Genomic DNA, 307 nt, shown 5'->3' on the forward strand with positions numbered 1-307 from the left:
TGCATGCGTCCTTCGTTGATCAACCTTTTGATCCGTAGTCAAACGCTCTATCCAATTGAGCTATGGGCGCACAAAACACATTCAGTGCCTATTTAATATAGCACAACCCTTTTTAACATGCAAGACAATATTTAATTTTTTTTATTTTTTTGTGATAAAGCATAAATGTATTGTCATTATTTTGTAAGAATTATTCAAGACAATATAGATGCATACGATAAGGTATGTGACTTGATAAGGAGGTCAGCTAAATGCGGCAGTTTACATTGAAGTTTGATGTAGGCCATCAAGGAAAGGAGCCTTTCAG

Origin of the sequence: Faecalitalea cylindroides ATCC 27803 (genome assembly GCF_000469305.1) — a bacterium.
Taxonomy (GTDB): domain Bacteria; phylum Bacillota_I; class Bacilli_A; order Erysipelotrichales; family Erysipelotrichaceae; genus Faecalitalea; species Faecalitalea cylindroides.